The sequence below is a fragment of the Streptomyces prasinopilosus genome (assembly GCF_001419695.1).
GTDB lineage: Bacteria > Actinomycetota > Actinomycetes > Streptomycetales > Streptomycetaceae > Streptomyces > Streptomyces prasinopilosus.
This window is the reverse complement of the sequence record NZ_LIRG01000362.1, coordinates 1-2,277: the sequence shown is the minus strand read 5'-3', so window position 1 is coordinate 2,277 and position 2,277 is coordinate 1. Positions and strand designations below refer to the sequence as shown.

Annotated in this window: 3 protein-coding genes; 1 reads left to right on the top strand and 2 read right to left on the bottom strand. The window is 72.8% G+C overall.

Annotation, left to right across the window (positions count from 1 at the left end; all coding sequences use genetic code 11):
- Both AOK18_RS16225 and AOK18_RS30950 read right to left on the bottom strand, forming a co-directional pair.
- Positions 1-1,061, bottom strand: a 1,061-nt coding sequence (locus AOK18_RS16225; RefSeq protein WP_055694822.1) for a hypothetical protein, incomplete at its 3' end; no start/stop codon positions are given.
- A gap of 222 nt (positions 1,062-1,283) precedes the next feature.
- The gene (locus tag AOK18_RS30950; RefSeq protein ID WP_003999697.1) at positions 1,284-1,412 is read right to left on the bottom strand and encodes a DLW-39 family protein; all 129 of its coding nucleotides are present in this window, start codon (positions 1,410-1,412) and stop codon (positions 1,284-1,286) included.
- Between the two features lie 336 nt (positions 1,413-1,748).
- Here AOK18_RS30950 and AOK18_RS16220 point away from each other — a divergent pair, with 336 nt between their 5' ends.
- Positions 1,749-2,126 (top strand): DUF6344 domain-containing protein, encoded by a 378-nt coding sequence (locus tag AOK18_RS16220; RefSeq protein ID WP_055694821.1) that lies wholly within the window; start codon positions 1,749-1,751, stop codon positions 2,124-2,126.
- The last annotated feature ends 151 nt before the right edge of the window (positions 2,127-2,277 follow it).

Below are 2,277 nucleotides of genomic sequence, written 5' to 3'. Positions count from 1 at the left end.
GGCGACGGGCCCGTCCCGCTCACACGTACCCGCAGCGTCAGCGGGACGGGCCCGTCGCCGAAGTCGTCCGCGACCTTCTCCGTGAGGTGCGCGACGAGGTAGTACGAGCCGGCGAAGCGCATCGCCGCGACCTGGCTTCTGGGTGCGTGCCGGTTGGCGTACGCGACGGGGGGCAGCGGGGAGAGGCTGCCCGACTTCTGCCTGCCGTCGTAGCCGATGCCGATGTCCGCGACGTGTCCGCGGACGGGGTTGTAGAGGTCCAGGTCCAGGGCGGCGGGGACGAACCCGGTACCGCCCGAACTCGAACTGCCCAGCTCGGCCGTGGCGTTGAACTGCCTGCCCCAGCCGACCGGGACCTTGTAGAAGAGTGTCTGGCCGGGCCGGATGTCGTCCCGCCAGACTCCCCCGGCGAGCGGGGTGGCCTCGGTGAAACCGGCGCCGCCCGCACGCCGTCGGGCCTTCCCGGTGACGGGCTCGGGCGGGGCGGAGTTCCAGGCGTCCGGCGCGGTCGTCGCTCCGGCCCGCGCCGGCCGCGGTTCCGACACGGTGGTGAGCTCCAGTTCCCAGGCGTCGGGGGAGGCGCCCTTCCCGTCCGGATCCGCGCGTTCGACGATCACGTAGTAGGTGCCGGCGTCCTTGCAGAGGGACCGCCGGGGAGAGATCTCGCGCGCGGCCGACGCGGCGACCGGGTGCGGGCTGGCGGCGGCCCCGAAAGTCGTCGTGTCCACGTCGCAGGAGCGGCCGTCACCGTCCTGCACGGCCACCTTGACGCCGTCGACGACAGCGGCGCCGCCACCGTCCGGCGGGGCGGCGGTGGCGGCGACGTAGACGTTCGAGGTGTCGTCGAGCTCCAGGCTGTAGTGGACCGGGCCGCTCGCCGGGAGGGTGCTCCGATAGGTGCGGCCGGTCTCCAGCCGCACGGCGTCCGCGGTGCTCAGGGCTCCTTCGACGCGCGGTGCGTCCTCGTCGAAGGCGTACGCCCCGGGAGTCCCCGCGGCGGTCGCCTGCTGCCCCGCGGACAGGGCCGGCGCGCCCGTCAGGAGCGCCACCGCGAGCGCCACCGCTCCCGCGCGTCCGGTCGCCGGGGCCCGGCCGCCCCGCTCCGGCCGTGCCCGCCGCCCCCACGCAGTACACCGCCGTGCCCTCACGCGCCACTCCTCGTCGTCGCCGGACGTCGCACCGTGACCATCCTGCCCGCGGACCAGGCCCGCCGGGAGGGCCCCACCCACACAAAACCCCGGCCGCGAGGCGACCGGGGTCTGTTCAGCGTCGTATGTCGGTACTCAGGAACCCGTGGGCACGGAGTCAGTCGCCTCCGTCCACAGATCCTGCTCGGCGCGATCCGCCTGGATCTGGCGGTACACGAGGAGCCCGCCGATGGCGGCCAGTGCGACCAGGAGAAGCTTCTTCACCGCGCTACCTCGTCTTTCTTGACGTAGGGGACCTCTGGCGCCCGACTATACACACCGGCCGAGACCGATCGGTGACCTGCGTCGGCCCGCCAACTCCCCTCCTGAGCTGCGCAGTAGGCGCGGAGAACCCGGCCGGGCCGGAGGGTGACCACTCCCGCACGTTCGGTGATTTCGGCCACCTCCCTCCACGATCTTCCGTTTTTCTCCCCCCTTGCGCCCATCCGAGTGGTGTTCATCTGAACATCGCCGCGCCACGTCCGAAGGTCCACCACTTCACGACCCGCATACACATCATGAGGAAAGTACGCAAATCGCCCGACCCGAAAGTGAGGGGCCATGGCCCGGAACAAGGTCATGAAGCTGTGGACCGCCATCGTCACCGCCTTCCTCGCGCTGTGCACGGCGCTCGGATTCGCCACCACGTCCGCCTCCGCGGCCGTACCCCGTACCGAGACGGCGCGCAACAGCGGGAGCGCCCCGGACACGACGGCGCCGGCGAGGTCCGTCCGGTCCCGGGCCCATGCGGGGGCCCTGCCTCCCACGATGAAGCAGCGCATCCGCGCGGAGGCCCACGGAGCCTCCCCCGGCTGCCGCCACCGCACGCTCGCCGATCCGGCCCCCGCTCCTGATCCGGCCGCCGCCTCCACGCCCTGCTCCGACGACGGTGCTCCTCCGGCGGAATCCCCCAGGGGCCGCGTCCCGCTCCAACGCTGAGTTCCGGAGCCCCGCAGCACCCCTTCCGTGCCGTTCCGGCTCCCCGAAGTCCCGGCGAACTCGCGTACAGCCCCAACGGCACGCGAAGAACAGCCCGGCAGCTCGAACACGAGCAGCCGGGCTTCCCCATGCCCTTCTCCCCGCTCCCCGC

Coding starts and splice junctions, on each gene's coding strand:
- AOK18_RS16220 (WP_055694821.1), top strand. CDS start 1,749: ATGGCCCGGAACAAGGTCATGAAGCTGTGGACCGCCATCGTCACCGCC.